This window comes from Hydrogenibacillus schlegelii, assembly GCF_001653195.1.
In the GTDB taxonomy this organism is placed as follows: domain Bacteria; phylum Bacillota; class Bacilli; order Thermicanales; family DSM-22653; genus Hydrogenibacillus; species Hydrogenibacillus schlegelii.
The window spans coordinates 103,483-119,928 of the sequence record NZ_JXBB01000001.1 but is presented as its reverse complement, the minus strand read 5'-3'; the positions used below and the strand labels follow the sequence as shown (position 1 = coordinate 119,928).

General features: G+C 68.5%; 14 protein-coding genes and 2 pseudogenes. 10 read left to right on the top strand and 6 right to left on the bottom strand.

The genetic code is table 11. The annotated features are described in order from the left end of the window. Positions 1 to 61: 61 nt before the first annotated feature. The 4 genes from SA87_RS13380 to SA87_RS00520 form a co-directional block, all read right to left on the bottom strand. Positions 62 to 463: a hypothetical protein gene (locus SA87_RS13380; protein WP_066197505.1), complete on the bottom strand. Its 402-nt coding sequence runs from the start codon at positions 461 to 463 to the stop codon at positions 62 to 64. Positions 464 to 698: 235 nt separating this feature from the next. After that, a complete protein-coding gene (nadA, locus tag SA87_RS00530; RefSeq protein WP_066197504.1) occupies positions 699 to 1,694 on the bottom strand; it encodes a quinolinate synthase NadA in 996 nt (331 codons plus the stop codon). Between the two features lie 66 nt (positions 1,695 to 1,760). After that, complete coding sequence (gene nadC, locus SA87_RS00525; protein WP_322787497.1) at positions 1,761 to 2,594, bottom strand: carboxylating nicotinate-nucleotide diphosphorylase; 834 nt, start codon at positions 2,592 to 2,594, stop codon at positions 1,761 to 1,763. A gap of 84 nt (positions 2,595 to 2,678) precedes the next feature. After that, positions 2,679 to 4,256 (bottom strand): L-aspartate oxidase, encoded by a 1,578-nt coding sequence (locus tag SA87_RS00520; protein ID WP_066197500.1) that lies wholly within the window; start codon positions 4,254 to 4,256, stop codon positions 2,679 to 2,681. A gap of 452 nt (positions 4,257 to 4,708) precedes the next feature. Here SA87_RS00520 and mtaB point away from each other — a divergent pair, with 452 nt between their 5' ends. The 4 genes and pseudogenes from mtaB (at position 4,709) to SA87_RS00505 (ending at position 8,294) form a co-directional block, all read left to right on the top strand. Then, on the top strand, positions 4,709 to 6,058 hold the full coding sequence (gene mtaB / locus SA87_RS00515) for a tRNA (N(6)-L-threonylcarbamoyladenosine(37)-C(2))-methylthiotransferase MtaB (RefSeq protein ID WP_066197497.1): 1,350 nt from the start codon (positions 4,709 to 4,711) through the stop codon (positions 6,056 to 6,058). A 77-nt stretch (positions 6,059 to 6,135) separates the two neighbouring features. Next, a pseudogene (locus SA87_RS13825) lies at positions 6,136 to 6,543 on the top strand (NUDIX hydrolase); the annotation flags it as partial. A gap of 63 nt (positions 6,544 to 6,606) precedes the next feature. After that, positions 6,607 to 7,290: a deoxyribose-phosphate aldolase gene (gene deoC, locus SA87_RS12440; protein ID WP_066198007.1), complete on the top strand. Its 684-nt coding sequence runs from the start codon at positions 6,607 to 6,609 to the stop codon at positions 7,288 to 7,290. 152 nt (positions 7,291 to 7,442) lie between these two features. After that, entirely contained in the window at positions 7,443 to 8,294 is an 852-nt protein-coding gene (locus SA87_RS00505) for a prohibitin family protein (protein WP_082718207.1), read from the top strand. Positions 8,295 to 8,423: 129 nt separating this feature from the next. Here SA87_RS00505 and SA87_RS00500 read toward each other — a convergent pair whose 3' ends face one another. Both SA87_RS00500 and SA87_RS00495 read right to left on the bottom strand, forming a co-directional pair. Continuing rightward, positions 8,424 to 9,347 (bottom strand): Na/Pi symporter, encoded by a 924-nt coding sequence (locus SA87_RS00500; protein ID WP_066197494.1) that lies wholly within the window; start codon positions 9,345 to 9,347, stop codon positions 8,424 to 8,426. 316 nt (positions 9,348 to 9,663) lie between these two features. After that, the gene (locus SA87_RS00495; RefSeq protein WP_169793370.1) at positions 9,664 to 10,392 is read right to left on the bottom strand and encodes a DsbA family protein; all 729 of its coding nucleotides are present in this window, start codon (positions 10,390 to 10,392) and stop codon (positions 9,664 to 9,666) included. 185 nt (positions 10,393 to 10,577) lie between these two features. On the opposite strand from SA87_RS00495, the gene rpsU reads away from it, so the two are divergent. From rpsU to ybeY, 6 genes and pseudogenes are all read left to right on the top strand, one after another. Continuing rightward, positions 10,578 to 10,757 carry a 30S ribosomal protein S21 gene (rpsU, locus tag SA87_RS00490; RefSeq protein WP_066197486.1) on the top strand — a complete coding sequence of 60 codons (180 nt, stop codon included), beginning with the start codon at positions 10,578 to 10,580 and terminating at the stop codon, positions 10,755 to 10,757. A 242-nt stretch (positions 10,758 to 10,999) separates the two neighbouring features. Further along, the gene (yqfC, locus tag SA87_RS00485; protein WP_066197483.1) at positions 11,000 to 11,281 is read left to right on the top strand and encodes a sporulation protein YqfC; all 282 of its coding nucleotides are present in this window, start codon (positions 11,000 to 11,002) and stop codon (positions 11,279 to 11,281) included. A gap of 25 nt (positions 11,282 to 11,306) precedes the next feature. Beyond that, complete coding sequence (locus SA87_RS00480; RefSeq protein WP_066197480.1) at positions 11,307 to 12,512, top strand: sporulation protein YqfD; 1,206 nt, start codon at positions 11,307 to 11,309, stop codon at positions 12,510 to 12,512. 43 nt (positions 12,513 to 12,555) lie between these two features. Next, positions 12,556 to 13,506: pseudogene (locus SA87_RS00475) on the top strand (PhoH family protein); the annotation flags it as partial. 219 nt (positions 13,507 to 13,725) lie between these two features. After that, a complete protein-coding gene (locus SA87_RS00470; protein ID WP_066197474.1) occupies positions 13,726 to 15,864 on the top strand; it encodes an HD family phosphohydrolase in 2,139 nt (712 codons plus the stop codon). A 69-nt stretch (positions 15,865 to 15,933) separates the two neighbouring features. Further along, a complete protein-coding gene (gene ybeY / locus SA87_RS00465; RefSeq protein ID WP_066197471.1) occupies positions 15,934 to 16,377 on the top strand; it encodes an rRNA maturation RNase YbeY in 444 nt (147 codons plus the stop codon). The last annotated feature ends 69 nt before the right edge of the window (positions 16,378 to 16,446 follow it).

Here is a 16,446-nt window from a genome sequence, read left to right as displayed (position 1 = left end):
CGGATTTTCCTCAACTTCCAATGAAGGCAGACGGCCCCCTCGGAGGAAAGCGGACGGCCGTCTAGGAGACGCGGGTGCGCACGGTGCGGGAGGCGTTCGGCGCAGGCGTTCGCGAGGGCGCGTCGGTCGGGGCCGCGCTGAGCGCAGGCCGGGGTGCGAGGCGATGAGAGCGGTCGTCCTCGTCGTCCTCATCGTCCTCGTCATGGTCGAAGATCCGGACGAGGGAGGTCGTCCGCCGGTCGGCCTCCGGCTGGGCGGAGGCGACCGGGATGGACGGCCCCCGCTCGCCGGCGTCGGCGGCCGGGGAAGGACCCGGGTCGTCCGAACTCGCCGTTTTTTCGCCCGTCGGCTCGCCTTTTCCGCCCGTCGGCTCGCCGTAAGCGGCGATCGCGGCGAAGATCGCGACGAACAGAAGGAGCGATCCGCCGACGACGATCCGCCGAATGCGGGTCGAAAGGCGCATGGTTTTCCCTCCTCGGGACAAACTGGTGGTTTGGCTCGCCTAAAGTCTAATCGATCCGATCTGAACGCCGCCTGAAAAGCCGCTCGGCAAAAAAGCCGGCAAAAAAAGCCGCCGCATCGTCGGCGGCAGGGCCCTTCGATCCCCAACACGGGCGGCCGGTTCGGAGCGAGGAGGCGGAACGCCGGCCGATCCGCCAAAGCGGACGGCCGGTTCGGACCGAGTGAACAAAACACCGTCACGCGATCGCGAGCATGCGCTCGAGCGCCCGACGGGCCCGGGAGCGGACGGGTTCCGGCACCTCGACGGGATAGCGGAGTTCCCGGAGGGCTTCAAGCGTCGCTTCCAACGTGATCATTTGCATGTAAGGGCAGCGGCGGCATGAGAGGCGCAGAATTTCCTTATCCGGGTTTTCCGCGGCGATGTTGTCGCCCATGGCGCACTCGGTGAGAAGTATCACCCGCCGGGCGGGATGTTCGCGGACGAAGCGGATCATCGCCGCGGTGCTGCCGGAAAAATCGGCGGCGGCGACGACGTCCGGCGGGCATTCCGGATGGGCGAGGACGACGACGTCCGGGAACTGCCGCCGCGCGGCGGTGACGTCCTCCACGGAGAATTGTTCATGCACGATGCAGCGGCCGGTCCAGGCGACGATCGTTTTGTCCGGAACCTCCCGGGCGACGTTGGCGGCGAGGTACTGATCGGGGATGAAGATGACCGTCTCGGCGTCGAGGGAGGCGACGATGCGGGCGGCGTTGGAGGAGGTGCAGCAGATCTCGCTTTCCGCCTTGACTTCGGCGGACGTATTGACGTAGGCGACGACCGGCGCTCCGGGGTAGGCCGCCTTGAGTCGCCGGACGTCGTCGGCGGTCAGGCTTTCGGCAAGAGAGCAGCCGGCCCCGAGGGCGGGGATGAGGACGGTTTTGTCGGGGTTTAAGATTTTGGCCGTTTCGGCCATGAAGTGAACGCCGAGGAAGACGATGATCGGCCGGTCCGTCTCCGCCGCCCGCCGGGCGAGCTCGAGGGAATCGCCGACGAGGTCGGCGACGGCGTGATAGAGGGCCGGTTCCATGTAGTTGTGTCCGAGGATGAGGGCGTTTTTTTCTTTTTTCAGGCGGTTGATCTCGTAGGCGAGTTCCGCCTTCAGAAAAAGCTCGGCGTCCGGATAGACGTCCGCGAGGCGGCGCTTCAGCTGTTCGTACAGCGCGGCGACGCTTTCCGCTTCGATCGCCATCTTCCGTTCCTCCCGGACCGAACGGCCGCCTCCGGGCGGCCGCCCGCGATGATCGGATGGAATTCATCATTCCAGGTCAAAAGCGATGTCGAGCGCACGGACCGAATGGGTCAGCCAGCCCAGGGAGATGAGATCGACCCCCGTTTCGGCGACGGCCCGGACGTTCTCCGGCGTGATGCCGCCGGACGCCTCGACGATCACCCGCCGCCCGGCGCGCCGGACCGCTTCCCGCATTTCGGACAGCGTCATGTTGTCCAAAAGGACGGCGGTGACGCCGGCGGCGACCGCTTCGTCGACGTCTTCCGGCCGCTCCACTTCCACCTCGATCGGCACGAAGGGGCCGACGTGCCGGCGGACCCGGGCCACCGCCTCCCGGATCGAGCCGGCGACGGCGAGGTGGTTGTCCTTGATGAGGACGGCGTCGTCGAGGCCGAAGCGGTGATTGGCGCCGCCGCCGACGCGAACGGCGTATTTGTCGAGCACCCGGAGAAGCGGCATCGTCTTTCGGGTGTCGACGATCCGGACCGGGAGATCGGCGACCTTTCGCACGATCTCCCGCGTGGCGGTGGCGATGCCGGAGAGGCGCATGAGGAGGTTTAAGGCCACCCGCTCGCCGGAAAGGAGCGCCCGGCCGCGGCCGGTGACCCGCATGAGCGCGGTGCCGGATTCGACGTCGTCGCCATCTTTGACCCACAGGGTCGTCTGAACGTCGGGATCGAGCAAAGCCAGCGCCCGAGCGGCGACCGAAAGGCCGGCGATCCGGCCGGACGTTCGGGCGACGAACACGCCGGTGAGCCGGACGTCCGGCGGCACGATCGCGTCGGTCGTCCGGTCGCCCCGGCCGATGTCTTCGGCGAGCGCCCGGCGGAGGAGGTCATCGACGAGCCACGGATCCATCATGCCCCAGCCCCTTTCGCTGCGTTTGAACGGCTGGCCGGTCGGAAACGGTCGGTCCGATCCGGAGTGAAAACCGGCCTCACCGGTTTACCCGGAACCGGATCGGACGTCTTCCAGCACGAGACGGGCGGCGGAGGCGGCGAGAGCGTCAAAGACGGCCTCCGGCGGGAGCGCCTCGGCGAGGGTTGACAGCGCCTGAAGGGCCCGTTCGACCGCCTCCGGGGTTCGGGCAAGGCCGGCGCCGGCGTCCAGAATCGCCCCGAGGGCGGCCAGGGTCTCCGGCGCCGGGGTGAGGCGCACCCGACCGGCGTCGAGGCGCCCGAGCGCCTTGGCGGCGGCCGCCTCCGCCGCCCGCCGTTCGGCCAAAGAGAGCGGCGGTTCGTCCAGAGCCGCTTCCGCCGCCCAGCCGCCGAAGGCCGCCGCTTCGAGAAGACCGTTGCTCGCCAGGCGGTTGTGGCCGTGAAGGCCGGTCCAGGCGACCTCGCCGGCCGCGTACAGCCGCGGCACCGTGGTCCGGCCGGAGGCGTCCGTCACGATCCCGCCCATCGTAAAATGCGCCGCCGGAACGACGGGGACCGGCGTCCGGTCGGGGTCAAACCCTCGCGATCGAAGGGCGATGTCGATGGTCGGAAAACGGTCGGCGAGCCTCCGCACCGGCCGGAGGTCGAGCCAGACGCCGCCGGTTCGCCGTCGCTCCCAAAAGACCGCTCGGGCGACGACGTCTCGCGGCGCGAGCTCCGCCGCCGGATCGTAGCGGGGCATGAACCGTTCGCCGAAGGCGTTTAAAAGCCGGGCGCCTTCCCCCCGAAGGGCTTCCGTGAGCAGGGGAAGCGGTCGCTCCGGGACGTCCAGCGCCGTCGGATGAAACTGAATCCGCCCGAGGTCTCGCACCGTGGCGCCGACGCCGGCGGCCAGCGCGATGCCCTCGCCAAACGCTTCCGGTGGGTGGGTCGTCCGGCCGAACAGGGCGGTGACCCCGCCGGTCGCGAGGAGCGTCGCCCGAGCCCGGACGACGAGCGGGCGCACGGTTCGGGCGCCGGTGCCTTCGCCTGAGCCGGCGGAGCCGTCGGCCCGGAGGGCCACGGCGCCCAGGACGGAGGAGCCGTCATCGAGGAGCGCGAAGGCGGCCGTCCGCTCGAAGACGGAGACGGTCGCGGAGGACCGCACCCGGACGGCCAGCGTGTCGACGATCGCCCGACCGGTCGCGGCGCCGCCGGCGTGGACGATCCGCCGGCGGGTGTGGCCGCCTTCGAGGCTGAGGTGAAAGGCGCCCGCCGTCGTTCGGGCGAAGGGGACGCCGTAGGCGGCGAGGCGCCGGACGATCTCCGGCGCTTCTTGGGTCACCCGCTCCACGATCCGCCGGTCGTTCGCGCCGCGGCCGGCCCGGACGGTGTCTTCGGCGTGCCGGGCCGGAGTGTCGTCCTCGCCGACGGCGGCGGCGAGGCCTCCCTGGGCGAACCGGCTTGCCGAAGCGCCGAGGGCGCCGCGGGTCAGGAGGATGATCCGGGCTGCCTTCGCCCGCTCGGCCGCCCGAAGGGCGGCCATGAGACCGGCGAGGCCGCTTCCTAGGATGAGGAGATCGGCGTCAAGCCGGTCGCCCTGAGCCAAGAAATCGTCCGGTGCGAAGAAGAAAGCGGCATCATGGTTCGCGTCGATCGGTCTCATGCCCGTATTATTACATGTGTCAAGACAAATGTCAACGCCGCGGACCGCTGCCGCCGGCTCCGGCGTCGAAACCACTCATCGAATCGAACCGAAGGGTGAAGCGCCGGAGAGGACCGGCCCAAGGGGCGATCCGCCGGATGCCCTATCATTGAACCGGAGGCTCCGAAGGCCGTTCGTCAAACGGCGGACGGCGGAGCCAAAGACAAACGACCGAGGGCGAGGATGCCGGATCCGGACGGGCGATCGGGCTCGCGCTGCTTCTCGTCGTCGCCGTCTTCGCCGCCGACGGCCGTCGTCAGAAACTGGCCGCCTTCCCTCGGCCGGCGGGTTTTATGTTATAATCGCGCTGTCCGGAGCGCCCCGGGCTCGTGCGCCCGATGGGCGTCGTTTTGCATGAACGTCTTTTGTCTCGCGGACGGGCCGGACCGCCCGGCAGGAACGGAGGGTTGGCGATGCCGACGGTCGCCTTTTACACGCTCGGCTGCAAGGTGAACGCTTACGAGACGGAAGCGATCTGGCGCCTCTTTGAACAGCGCGGCTACACCCGCGTCGACTTCGAGGACGAAGCCGACGTCTACGTCATCAACACGTGCACGGTGACGAACACCGGCGACCAGAAGAGCCGCAAGATCATCCGCCGGGCGGTGCGGAAAAACCCCGACGCCGTCGTCGCCGTGACCGGCTGCTACGCCCAGACGTCGCCGGCAGAGGTGCTCGCCATCCCCGGCGTCGATGTCGTCATCGGCACGACCGGCCGGAACCGGCTCCTCGAGTACATCGAGGAGGCCCGGCGGACCCGCCGTCCGGTAAACGCCGTGACGAACATCATGAAGGTCCGGGAATACGAAAACCTCACGGTGACGAAGTTCGCCGAGCGGACGCGGGCCTTTTTGAAGATCCAGGAAGGGTGCAATAATTTCTGTACTTTTTGCATCATCCCCTGGGCGAAAGGGCTTGCCCGGAGCCGGCGGCCGGAGGACGTGCTGGCGGAAGCCCGGGCGCTGGCGGAGGCCGGCTACCGGGAGATCGTCCTCACCGGCACCCACACCGGGGGATACGGCGAAGATCTCGACGGCTACCGGCTGTCGGACCTGCTTCGGGATCTGAGCCGCATCGATGGGATTGAGCGCATCCGCATCAGCTCCATCGAGGCGAGCCAGCTCACCGACGACGTCTTCGAAGCGATGGCGGCTTCGGAAAAGCTCTGCCGCCACTTTCACGTCCCGCTGCAGGCGGGCGACGACGCCGTCCTCCGGCGGATGCGCCGGAAGTACACGACGGGCGAATACGCCGCCCGCATCGAGCGGCTCCGGGAGATTTTTCCCGAAGCGGCCATCACGACCGACGTCATCGTCGGTTTTCCCGGCGAGACGGAGGCGATGTTTGAGGCCGGCGTCCGGTTCGTCGAACAGATCGGCTTCAGCGAACTCCACGTCTTCCCGTACTCCAAGCGGAGCGGTACCCCGGCGGCCCGCATGCCCGACCAGGTTCCGGAGCCGGAGAAAAAACGCCGCGTGCAGACGATGCTCGCCTTGAATGAACGGCTCAAAGCCGCCTACCGGAGAAAGTTCCTCGGCCGGGTGCTTTCGGTCCTGCCGGAAGCCCGGGAGGCGAAACCGCCGGCGGACGCCGACGCCGGAGAGGTCTGGCTCGCGGGTCTGACCGACAACTACCTCCGGGTGTCTTTCCCCGGCGATCCGTCTCTCATCGGCGAGCTCGTCCGGGTTCGCCTTGACGCCCTCGACGGGGAAGTCCTCCGCGGAACGCCGGTGCGCCTGCTTTCTCCGGTTGCCGGCGCCTGATCAGTTCCTAATCAGCGGAAGGTGGCGTTTCGTGGGCGGAGGATCGCCGTTTCGGCGGGGGTCCGGCGGGGAGACGGGTGGATGAGGGGCGAACCGAGAGCCGAGGCGAAAGGAAAGGAGGCGCGCGGTTGAACGATATCGCGGCCGGCGGTGTCGTCTACACCGTCGAAGGCGGGGCGCTCCGCCTTTTGTTCATCGACGACCGATTTGGCTATCTTTCTCTGCCCAAAGGGCACCCGGAGCCCGGGGAATCGCTGGAGCAAGCGGCGCTTCGGGAAATCGAAGAAGAGACGGGCATCCGGGGGCGCATCGTCGCCCCGCTCGGTGAGGTCGCGTACGCGTTCCAGAGCGGAGACGGCCAGACCGTTCACAAAACGGTCCATTACTATTTGATCGAAAAAACCGGCGGCACCCTCCGGGTGCAAGAAGAGGAAATCGCCGGCGTCCGCTGGATTCCGGCGGACGGCGCGCTCCCGGCGCAGGAAGCGGCCGGCTATCCGAACAACCGGCCGATCCTCGTCCGGGCCCTTCAGGCGCTCCGGCGGGAGATCGCCCGGCGGATCGACCATACGCTTCTCAAACCCGAAGCCACCAAGGACGACATCCTCCGCCTGGTCGAAGATGCCGTCCGGTACGGGTTTGCCGCCGTCTGCGTCCAGCCGTGGTGGGTGCCCCTCGTCGCCGACCGGCTCCGGGGGACCGGCATCCGGCCGTGCGCCGTCGTCGGCTTTCCCCTCGGCGGGACGCTCCCGGAGGCCAAGGCGTACGAGGCGTACCAGGCCGTCCGGGCCGGGGCCGAGGAGATCGACGTCGTCGTCAATCTCGGCGCCCTGAAATCCGGCGACGAAGACGGCGTCCGGCGGGATCTCGAGGCCGTCATCGAGGCGGCCAAACCCCAGGCGGCGGTCAAAGTCATCCTGGAGACGGCCCTCCTCACGGAAGAGGAAAAGCGCCGGGCCGCCGAATGGGCGGTCGCCGCGGGGGCCGACTTTGTGAAGACGTCCACCGGTTTTGGCCCCGGCGGGGCGACGGTGGAGGACGTGCGCCTCCTTCGCTCCGTCGTCGGCGATCGGGCCGGCGTCAAAGCGTCCGGCGGCATCCGGACGCTTTCGGCGGCGCTCGCCTTGCTGGAAGCCGGCGCCGACCGCCTCGGCACCTCGAGCGGTCCGGCGATCGTCCGGGAACTGCCGGCGCCGGAAGACGCGGCGTCCGATGAGAAGGCCGTCCCGTGAGCGGAAGGCGGCCGGTGCCGGTCCGTCCGCCGAAGCCGGCCCGGCCGCCGAGGCCGATGGACCGTCGAAGGCGGTCCGCTTGCCGAGGGCGGCCGCTCTGCCGGCGCCCGGCGCCGGGCGCATGTTTTACACAATTTTCCAAACGCGGAGGGATGACGGTGTTCCAAGAAGCGCGGGAAAACGTCGTCGAAGTGAAGGGGCCGAAGCCCCCGGCCGTCCGGCTGCTCGCCGTCCTCATCGGCATCGTGGCGGTGGCGGCGGGCCTTTTGGCCTTGTCGGTGACCACGGTGCCGGCGGGGCACAAAGGCGTCCTTCTTCAGTTCGGCGCCGTCCGGGGAGTTTGGGACGAAGGGCTGCACTTCAAAATCCCGTTTGCCCAGAACGTCGTCCTCATGGACGTCCGGGTGCAGAAGAGCGAAACCGACGCCGCCGCCTCGAGCAAGGACCTGCAGGTCGTCAAAAGCACCGTCGTCCTGAACTACCACATCGACCCGGAACGGGCGGCGGACGTCTACCAGCGCCTCGGCGTCGACTTCGCGTCCAAGGTCGTGAACCCCTCGGTGCAGGAAGTGTTCAAGGCGATCACCGCCCGCTACACCGCCGAAGAGCTCATCACCCTGCGGCAGAAGGTGAGCGAAGAGACGAAAGCGCTCCTCGCGGAACGGCTTCGGCCGTACGGCATCGTCGTCGACGGCTACAACATCGTCAACTTCGACTTCAGCGACGAGTTCAACAAGGCCGTCGAAGAAAAGCTGACCGCCGAGCAGAAGGCCCTGAAGGCCCAGCGGGACCTCGAACGGGTCAAGGTCGAGGCGCAGCAGAAAATCGAACAGGCCAAGGCGGAGGCCGAAGCCCTTCGCATCCAGCGGGAGCAGATCACGCCGGAGCTGCTTCGCCTCCGGGAGATCGAGGTCCAGCGCATGGCCGTCGAAAAATGGGACGGCAAGCTTCCGAACGTCACCGGCGGCGCCGTGCCGTTCCTTCCGCTGCCGGAGGGGCGCTGACCGTCGGCCGGGAACCGGCCCGCCGGGCGCCCCGCGGGCGGCGAAGCGGGGCGCCGCCCCGTCGCGTTTGGCAAAGCGGGCTTCCGGGCGTCCCGCGTCCGGCGCCCGTCCGCGTCGGCGGCGGTTCGTTCATGCGCGGGGTGGAAAGAGCCGCCGGTCGACGGCCCGAAGCAGGCGGGCGGCCGGGTTCATCAGAGGAAAAAAGGCCGCCGCCGAAAGGGCGTTGAACCAGAACTGCACCGCGGCGACGGCGGCCAGCGGCGACGGCGCCGTCGCCGCGGCCCGGGCCAGAAGATCGACCGCCGGCAAGAAAAGAACCGCTCCGACGGCGTTGACCGCGACGTGCCAGGCGGCTACGAGCCGCCCCTCTCGGGGGCTCAAGAGGCCGGCGGCGGCCGTGTCGAGGGTGGTGCCGACGTTGGCGCCGAGGAGAAAGGCCGTCGCCGCCTGAAGGTCGGCCTGACCGGCCGCGAGCCAGGCGGCGGAAAGACCGCCGGCGACGGTGCTGCTCTGGAGGATCGCCGTGAGGACGACGCCGGCGACGAACGCCCGAAGCGGATGCTCCGCCATGGCCGCCGTCACCGGCGCCCCCACGGCCGCCGCCGCCCGGCCGAGGGCCCGGAGGCCGAAAAGCGCGCCGAGCAGGCCGGCGAGGGCCGCTCCGATGGCCCGGGGCGTCCGGCGGGGAAGGAGGGCGAGCCCGCCGGCGAGCGCAAGAAGCGGCGCCCAGGCCCGATCGAGCGGCAGGGCGAAGACGCCGAGCGTCACGGCGGAACCGACGTTGGCGCCGAGGACCGCCGGCATCGCCGCCTCCAGGCGCAATAGCCCGGCGCCGGCGGCGCCGACGAGGAAGATCGTCGCCGCGCTGGAGCTTTGCAGCGCCGCCGTGACCGCCCCGCCGGCGATCAGCGCGGAAAGCGGCCGGCCGTCGAGGGCTTCGAGGCGCCGGGCCGCCCACGTGCCGGTGAGAGCCTGAAGCCCCCGCCGGAGGACGCTAAGGCCGAGCAGCAAAAGCCCCAAACCGGCGATCAGCCAGGCTCCGGTCTCGCGCACCCTTCCGCCTCCTCCCGTCGCATCCGGATCGCGCGGGCCGGGCCTGTCCCGCCCGCTGCCCGCCGGGCGTCGTCCGGGTCCCCCCGCTTTCCGCCGGCGCCGGGGTTTCCGCGGGTGCGGCCTGGAGCCGGAACGCGGCATCGTACCGGAAACGTCCGGCCCGCACGGCCCGCGTGACGCCCGTCCGGCGGGGCCGTTTCAGCTTACGCTCCGTCCCCCGAACGCTAGAACCGACCGGGGGCGGGCGCTCGGCTCGTCCGCCACGTCAAACGCCGACCGGACCTCCGGTCGGCGTTTGACCTCGAAGCGACGGGCATCACCGGCTTCGGCTTGCTTCGACCGCCGTCCGGATGGCGTTCAGATCGAACGGGTCGACCGCTTTCCCGGCGACCAAAAGGGCCGGCACCCCTTCCACGCCCCAGGCCCGGGCGAGCCGGAAGGCGTCTTCGATCCGGGGATCGTCCCGCTGGGCCGCCTCCATCACCGCCTCTTGGTCGATCGCCGGGTCGGCCGCTTCGGCCAGTTCCGCAAGCCGCGCCGGCGTCGCCCACGCCTCTTGGACCGGTCGCTGGGCCGCATACAATTTCTCGGCGTACGCCCAGAAGGCCTCCGGCTTTTGATCGAACACGAACAGGGCCGCCCGGGCCGCGCTGACCGCATCGCCGCCGAGAACGGGGAGGGGCACGTAAACGAGGCGGGCCTGTCCGCTTTCGATCCACTGCGCCTTCAGCCGGGGAAACACGGTCGTTTCAAAGTCCTTGCAGTGCGGGCATTTAAAGTCGGCAAACAGGACGAGTTCCACCGGGCGCTCCGCCCGCTTCCCGGCCGGAGGCTCAAGGGTCGGAAAGGCGGCGAGCAGGCGCTCCGCCTCTTTGGGCGACACGGCCTCCTTTTCCGTCTGCGACGCCGGACCGGCGGGGCCGGAGGCGCCGTCGGCCGGTCGATCGGTTCCCGCAGACGGTTCCCGATCGCCGGCTCCGGCGCACCCGGCCAGGGCGAGGAGGGCGGCGAGAAGGAGTGCCGCGATCGTTTTGGCGTGTCTCAACATGCATCCCCCTTTTCCATCACCGCGAAGTTTCCCGTCATCGCGAATATATCCGACCGCTTCCGCCCGATCAACGGGACGGCCGCTTTTCCGATCCATTTACATCGACCGGCATTTATGATACGATGGCCCGGAAGACTGGGCGTTCCCGGTGCATCGGGGTTCGCCGGGAGGGAGGGAGAACGATGCCGGAGATCCGGGTGCACGACCACGATTCGCTCGACAGCGCGCTCCGTCGGTTCAAAAAAGATCTGGCGAAGGCCGGTGTGCTGAAAGAGCTGAAAAAGCGCCGTCACTACGAAAAGCCGGGCGTCAAGCGCCGGAAGAAGGCGGAGGCGGCCCGTTCCCGGAAGCGTCGCGGCTGAGAACGCGGCGGCGGGGGCGCTCCCTCCCGACCGGCAGCCCCGGCCTTCGGCGGGCCGGGCGGCCCGGCCCGGTTTTCCGGTTCGCATTCCCCGGATTTGCCGAAAGCCGGATCGCTTTCATCCGGTTCATCGCCGACGAACGATCCGTCCGACGTCGACCGCCTGCAGCAGGGCTGCAGGCGGTTTTATTTTGCCGCCGGACGGCATAGAAGGACAGAAGAACGAGGGGAGGTTCGCCGTGGATGCGAAGGCTTAGGCGCTGGTTCGAGGCCGGCGTGCGGGTGGCCGAACTTCCGCCGGATGTCGTCCTCGACGTGCCCCGGGTCACGGCGATCGGAACGGTCCACCTCTATCTCGAAAACCACCGCGGGCTCGAAGCGTTTTCCGCCACGGAAATCCGATTTCGGACGGCAACGGGCCGGCTTGCCGTCCGGGGGGAAGAGCTCGTTCTGCGGGCGCTCGACCCGAGCGAAGCCCTCGTCGAAGGTCGCATCCGCTCCGTCGACTGGGATCGGAGCGAATAGCACGGATGGCGGAAGGGAGAGCACCATGGAGCGGCGCGATCGGCTGTGGGGAGCGTACGCCGAGGTTCGCCTCATCGGCGACCGGTCGGCCGTCGGGCGGTTTCTCACCCGGGTAGCGGCGGACCTTCCCCTCTGGGACGTTCGAGAAAGCGAAGACGGCCTCCGGATCGTCGTCCGGGCCGGCGACGTCAAGAAACTGAGGCGGCCGGCTCGGGAAGCCGGCGTCCGCGTGCGGATCGTCGGGCGCCGGGGCGGTGCGTTCTGGATCTCCGGCCTCCTCCGGCGGCCGGGGATCATCGCCGGCGTTTTTTTGTTTTTCGCCCTGTTCGCCGTTTTATCCAACCTCATCTGGTTTGTCGACGTCGCCGGGGTGACGGGAGAGGAAGCCGAAGCCGTCCGGGCGGCGGCCGCCGCCCTCGGTCTTAAGCCCGGACGGCCGGCGTCCCACCTTCCGGAACCGGCGGCGATCGAGCGGGCGCTCAAGGCGCGGCTTCCTTGGGCGGCGTGGGTCGGCGTCGAACGCACCGGCGTCCGCGTGACGATCACGGCCGTTCCCCATACCGTCCGGGAAAAAGACGCCGTTCCACCGCCCCGCCACCTCGTCGCCGACCGGAAGGCGGTCATCGTCGACTACGTCGTCGCCCGCGGGCGCCCGGTCGTCCGGCGGGGGGAAGTCGTGGAACCGGGGCAGGTCCTCGTCTCCGGCCTCATCGGTCCGCCGGATCGCGCCCTCGCCGTCGCCGCCGACGGGAAGGTCTACGGCGAAGTCTGGTACGACGTCCAGGTGACCGTGCCGAGAAAACGGGCGCTTTTCACGACCCGGGAACCGGAGCGCCTTGCGGTCGCGGTGGCGCTGGGCGGCCGGCGTTTGCTCCTCTACGGAAAGCCGCCGGCGTCGGGGGACGTCCTCGTCGATCGCCGCCGGTGGCGCCTGGCCTTCGGCCCGTGGTCTCTGCCGGTGGCCCTCGAGATCGATCGCCTTCGGCCCCTCGCCCGAGAAACGATCGACATCTCCGAAGAGGCGGCGCTCCGGGCGGCGCTTCAGGCGGCCCGGGCGGAGCTTTACCGGCGGGGGCGGGACGTGCAGGAAATCCGTGCGGAAACCGTTTTGCAACGGGTCATCGAAGATGATAAAGTGTATGTGAGCGTCCACTACGGCGTGGTGGAGGACATCGCCCGTCCCGCGCCGATTGACGCGGCGGACGGGGCGAGGCCTGGCGGAACGGAGTGACCGATCAAAAGGAGACGCCTTCAAAGGAGACGGATACGACCGGATGCCGACGGTTTCCCGCACGCTGACGCTCCGGACGACGAGCGAAGGGCAGCGCCTTTTCGGCCCGCGCGACCGGTTTTTAAAACGGATCGAAGCCGCCTATCCGGTGGCCATCCACAGCCGCGGCGATGAGCTCGTCGTCGTCGGCGAAGAGGCGGCCGCCGAAGCGGTGATGCGGCTTTTGGACGTGCTTCTGAAACTCATCCGGCGGCAGGAACTCATCAGCGACGTCGATCTCGACTACGCCATCCGCCTGAACGAGGAGGGCGACGTCTACCGCCTCCTCGACCTTTACGACGACGTCGTCGCCCGCACCGTGCGGGGGCAGCCGGTCCGGGCGAAGACGCTCGGGCAGAAACGGTACCTCTCCCTCCTCAAGACGCGGGATGTCGTTTTTGCCGTCGGACCGGCGGGGACGGGGAAGACGTTTCTCGCCGTCGTCTTTGCCGTCCTCGCGCTCAAGAACCAGACCGTCCGGCGGATCGTCCTCACCCGTCCGGCGGTCGAGGCGGGGGAGCGCCTCGGCTTTTTGCCGGGCGATCTCCAGGAAAAGGTCGACCCGTATCTTCGGCCGCTCTACGACGCGCTGTACGAAATGATGGGCGCCGAACAGGTCGCCCGGTCGATGGAGCGCGGGCTCATCGAAATCGCTCCGCTGGCGTACATGCGCGGCCGGACGCTGGACGGCGCCTTCATCATTCTCGACGAGGCGCAGAACACGACGCCGGAGCAGATGAAAATGTTCCTCACCCGCCTCGGCGAGGGATCGAAGATGGTCATCACCGGCGACCTCACGCAGGTCGACCTGCCGCCGGGGCAGAAGTCCGGCCTCCGGGACGCGCTGGAGACCCTGCGGGGGATCGAGGAGATCGGCATGGCCGAGCTCACGGAGACGGACGTCGTGCGGCATCCGCTCGTGCAAAAAATCATTCAGGCCTACGAAAACCGCGGAGCGGGCGGAGAAGGCCGCGGCGCGGCGAAAGGCGGCATCGGCGGCTCCGGCGAGCGGGAGCGGAGCGGACGGGGCGAGCCGGGCGACGGCCCGGCGGAACCGGGCCTCGGGCGATCCGGCGAGGCCGCCTTCGACGCCCCGGCGACGGCCGGCACCGACGGTGGTCGGCCGAACGTCCGGTCGGCGAAGGGGGCCGGGCGGCTGCGGAGGTGAAACGGCGTGGCTAAACGGCGCGTCCGGCCGCCGTTCTGGCGCCGGCTGGCCATCTTCGCGGTCGCGGTGCTCGCCTTTTTGCTGTTCAAGGATGCGGTGCTGCCCCAGAGCTTTCACGACCTCAAGCTCGGCGCCCGCTCCACCGAGCGGATCTATGCGCCAAAGACGGTCTACGATGCGAAGGCGACGGAACGGGCCCGGCAGGAAGCCATGGCGGCCGTGCCGAACGTCTACAAGGTCGACGAGTCGGTGACGAAAATGCAGCTTGCCAATCTCGACCGCATCTTCGAGGATATCGCCGCCGTCGACCGGGATGAGACGCTCACCCGGGAAGAGCGGATCGAAAAGGTAAGACGCCTCATCCCGTACGATCTGACGCCGTCCGTCTACGAGACGCTGGCCTTCCTGCCGCCGGAGACGCTCCGGACCATCCAGTACTGGACGAAGTCGATCGTCGAAGGCATCATGCAGGCCGGCGTCGACGAACGGGAGCTTGCCGCCGCCCGGGCCAAAGTCAACGAACAGCTCATCCTGGCGGAGCTTTCGGCGCCGAACCGGCTCGTCATCCAGGAGCTCGCCCGCCACAGCATCGTGCCGAACGTCAAGCTCGACCGGGAAAAGACCGAAGAAAACAAAAAGGCCGCCGCCGATGCGGTGGAGCCGATCTACATCTATGAAGGGGACATCGTCCTCGACTACAACCAGGTGATCAACGCCGAGGTGCTCCGGAAGCTCGAGCTCCTCGGCCTTATGCAGCAGGACAAGACCCGGCCCTACGCCGGCCTCGCGCTCATCATCGGGATGTTGGCCGTTTCGCTCGACGTCTACCTCGGCCGGAGCCGACTGTTTTTGGCCGCGGGCGGGGAGAAGTTTGCCCTGATGTGGCTCCTCATGCTGGCCTTCGATCTTCTCCTCATCAAGGGCTTCGCCCTTCTCACCGTCGCCGGCGGCTTTCGGGACGGCCTCTACCTCCTCCCGGCAGCGGCGATGCCGCTTATCGCCGCCATCCTCCTTTCGGAGGGGGCGGCGTACACCCTCGCCCTCTACGGGGCCATCGCCGGCGGCATCATGTTCAACGAGCGCATCGGCACGCTGATCGAATTTCGCGCCTTCCTTTATCTTCTCGCCACCGGCCTCGCCGGCGCCTGGGCGATCGGCACCGCTCCGTCCCGCTCCCGCACCCTCCGGGCGGGAACGGTCGCCGCCGGCGCAGGCATCGTCGCCGTCTTTACGGTCGCGCTCCTCGGCGGCGACGACCTCACGCTCCTGAGTGCCGCCCGCTGGACCGGCGAGGCGGTCGTCCAGGGGCTGGCCGCGGCGGTGCTCACCCTCGGCCTCATCCCGCTGTTTGAGGCGGCGTTCGGAATTTTGTCGCCGATGCGCCTTTTGGAGCTCGCGAATCCGAACCAGCCGCTTTTGCGCAAGCTCCTTTTGGAAGCGCCGGGGACGTACCATCACAGCGTGATGGTGGCCAATCTCGCCGAAGCGGCGGCCGAAGCGATCGGCGTCGATGGGCTTTTGGCCCGGGTCGGATCCTATTACCACGACGTCGGAAAGACGAAGCGGCCGCGGTATTTCGTGGAAAACCAGCTGGGCGAAGAGCGTCCGCATGACAGGCTCTCGCCGTGGGAGAGCCGGGACATCATCATCGATCACGTCTTCGATGGCGTGAAGATGTTGCAGGAGATGCGCTTTCCCCAGGCGATCATCGACATTGCCGCCCAGCACCACGGCACGACGGTGATCAAATATTTTTACCACAAGGCGAAGGAACGGAAGCCCGAGACGAAGCCCGAGGAGTTTCGTTATCCCGGGCCGAAGCCGAAAACGAAGGAAGCGGCGATCGTCATGATCGCCGACACCGTCGAGGCGACGCTCCGGGCGATGAAGGCCCCGACACGGGCGGAGATCGCGGCGCTCGTCGAACGGACGATCCGGGAGAAGATCGACGACGGCCAGTTCGACCACTGCGACCTCACGATGCGGGAGCTCGACCGCATCCGGGAGGCGATCCTCGCCACGCTGTCCGGAAGCTTTCACGCCCGGATCGAGTATCCCGAGGAATCCGCATCCGGTGCGGGTTCGACCTCCGGGGGCCCGGAAGGCGAGGGGGTCGAAGCGGAGCGCCGGAGCTCTGCGCAATAAAACCGAACCGCGGTCGAACCGAATTGGAGGGCGAAGCGACCGAATCGACGAGAAAGCGGGGGCAAGAGCGTGGGACTCGTCATCGACATCGATTACCGCGGCACGGATTTTCGCCTGTCAGAATCCGATCGCGCCCGGCTCCAGGCGATGTTTGAGCGGGCGCTCGCCGAAGAGGGGCGGCCGGTGTCGGGAGAAGTGTCGATCGTCCTGACGGACGATGCGGAGATCCACCGGCTGAACCGGACCTTTCGCGGTGTCGACCGCCCGACGGATGTCCTCAGCTTTCCGATGGAGGAGCCGGAGCTTTTGGGCGACATCGTCGTCAGCATCCCCCGCGCCCGGGCGCAGGCTGAAGAATACGGCCATTCCTTTGAGCGGGAGCTCTTTTTCCTCCTCGTGCACGGGTTTTATCACCTGCTCGGCCACGACCACGAGACGGAGGACGAGGCGCGGGTCATGTTTGCCAAGCAGGAGGCCCTGCTTCAGGCGTTTGGCCTGACGCGGGATCCGTAGCGGCGGGCGTAGCGGCGGGCGGGAACCCGGTTCGGACGGGCGCCCGACGCTCGAGAAGGCCGGGCAAAC

Bases quoted from the DNA above. Each gene is read 5' to 3' on its own strand.
- SA87_RS13380 (WP_066197505.1), bottom strand. From the start codon at position 463: ATGCGCCTTTCGACCCGCATTCGGCGGATCGTCGTCGGCGGATCGCTC.
- nadA (WP_066197504.1), bottom strand. From the start codon at position 1,694: ATGGCGATCGAAGCGGAAAGCGTCGCCGCGCTGTACGAACAGCTGAAG.
- nadC (WP_322787497.1), bottom strand. From the start codon at position 2,594: ATGATGGATCCGTGGCTCGTCGATGACCTCCTCCGCCGGGCGCTCGCC.
- SA87_RS00520 (WP_066197500.1), bottom strand. From the start codon at position 4,256: ATGAGACCGATCGACGCGAACCATGATGCCGCTTTCTTCTTCGCACCG.
- mtaB (WP_066197497.1), top strand. From the start codon at position 4,709: ATGCCGACGGTCGCCTTTTACACGCTCGGCTGCAAGGTGAACGCTTAC.
- SA87_RS00505 (WP_082718207.1), top strand. From the start codon at position 7,443: ATGACGGTGTTCCAAGAAGCGCGGGAAAACGTCGTCGAAGTGAAGGGG.
- rpsU (WP_066197486.1), top strand. From the start codon at position 10,578: ATGCCGGAGATCCGGGTGCACGACCACGATTCGCTCGACAGCGCGCTC.
- yqfC (WP_066197483.1), top strand. From the start codon at position 11,000: ATGCGAAGGCTTAGGCGCTGGTTCGAGGCCGGCGTGCGGGTGGCCGAA.
- SA87_RS00480 (WP_066197480.1), top strand. From the start codon at position 11,307: ATGGAGCGGCGCGATCGGCTGTGGGGAGCGTACGCCGAGGTTCGCCTC.